This is a genomic window from Moorena sp. SIO4A1, assembly GCF_010672065.1.
GTDB lineage: Bacteria > Cyanobacteriota > Cyanobacteriia > Cyanobacteriales > Coleofasciculaceae > Moorena.
The window spans coordinates 1-1,624 of record NZ_JAAHHX010000587.1; the positions used below are offsets into that span (position 1 = coordinate 1).

At 46.4% G+C, this 1,624-nt stretch carries 2 protein-coding genes and 1 pseudogene; all 3 read right to left on the reverse strand.

Annotation, left to right across the window (positions count from 1 at the left end; all coding sequences use genetic code 11):
• Window positions 1–56: 56 nt before the first annotated feature.
• On the reverse strand, window positions 57–188 hold the full coding sequence (locus tag F6K53_RS40925) for a hypothetical protein (protein WP_293085979.1): 132 nt from the start codon (window positions 186–188) through the stop codon (window positions 57–59).
• 2 nt (window positions 189–190) lie between these two features.
• Window positions 191–1,327, reverse strand: a complete 1,137-nt coding sequence (locus F6K53_RS40930; protein ID WP_293085982.1) for a transposase — start codon at window positions 1,325–1,327, stop codon at window positions 191–193.
• Window positions 1,328–1,494: 167 nt separating this feature from the next.
• Window positions 1,495–1,624: pseudogene (locus tag F6K53_RS40935) on the reverse strand (group II intron reverse transcriptase/maturase); the annotation flags it as partial.

Genomic DNA, 1,624 nt, shown 5'->3' on the forward strand with positions numbered 1-1,624 from the left:
CAATTTCCTGAAATAACTACTTTTAGGCTTACTTCAATAAACAACTACCGCGAAGTCTACTCGTCAGAGGTTTGATCAGCAGAACGTGGTTTAAGCAGAAAGATTTCTATCCCATCAATGGGTTTCTCTTGGGCTTGAATCTGAAATTGCTCTTTAACAACTGACCGAAATAGCTGGTTGACTGACAAAACTATTCAGCAGCATACTTGTACGTTTGTATTTTGAATTCCAGCCGATAACATCGTTTCTCATGTTGTTTTCGCGAAGCTATCACCGGGTCAGGGTCTTGATTAGTTGTGAAACACACCCGTCGAATTAGTGTCCAGCCATTCTCTAAAGAGGCTTTGATCCACTCCCAACCAATCCGAAAGTAGCTGTTACCCCGAAACCAGTGAGTATCGACCCACCGACGCTTACCCGTTTCTACAACCTCAACACCTTGAGCGGTGACGTATAGAGTGGCTACGGCCAGGATAAACCACAACCGAGATAGGGCAGGCACTGAACGAATTTCAGACTTCTGCACATTCCAACCATTGGACTGGTCATCCAAAAAGTTTTCCTCGATATCAAACCGCAACCCATATTCTTGAAAGGTTTGGAGAGTGGTCTGTTCATCACTGATAATGGCCCAAAACTCACCATTGACATTGTTGCGACCGAAGACCAGATGAACCGGACCATACAAGTGCTCCTTGTGCAGCCTGACGTTATGAAAGCACAGGGCAACTCCACGCTTGAAATGGAAATCTTTAAGCTGAGACCAGCCTTTCCCGGCTCGCCAAATCCAACTGTCCTTTTTCAATCGAATCCGATAATGCCATCCCCATTGGCAGGTCATCGCTTTCATCAAATCAGTGTGGACAAAGCCACGGTCTGCAAGCAAAACCACCTTGACTCCCTTGGGCAACCGTTCAAGGGCTTGTTGCAGTATTTCTCGATAATCATTGAATGAGACAGACGCACTAGGATGTTCCATAACCCGCCAAACCACAGGTAAGGCCCGTCCTCGATGCACCACAACCAATCGCACCAGACAATACTCATCCCAGAACAGTGAGGTGTCCAAACTCAGATATATAGAGTCATCTTTCCAATCCGCCAAAGCTGCTTGAATCAATGGTTTGTACAGCCGATGAATGTTAATCCGAGGATTGTAAAGCCAGCGTTGTATCCGACGTTGCTTGCTTTGAGCATATTGGCCTCGACACGGGATGTAGGGAATCCAACGGGTCAAATTGACTTCCCCTGTTTGGATCAAGGCCACCACCATCCATAAACAGGTGGTCAGGTGACCCAGGTGAGCCCATTCATGGGGTTGACCCAACCAGGTCTTAAGGGCATTGTAGAGACGGGAGTTTTTTTCACAGCATTCCTAGGATTTGAGTGGTATCTGTCTTTAGAATGCTGGCTCCCACTCACTTCAGTCAATACCTGCTATCTCCCTCCTAATAAGCATTTGACCAATTTGTGCTTAACTTTTTGTCAGTCAACCAGATCAGCGTCCAGTACCCATTTAGGTTTTAAGCTAATACCATTGAATATTGCTTCAATGGCATCGTGACATGAGCGTCCTGGCCTGAACCCATATGAGTTAGGCTCGAATCTCGCTTCCCATTCTGGC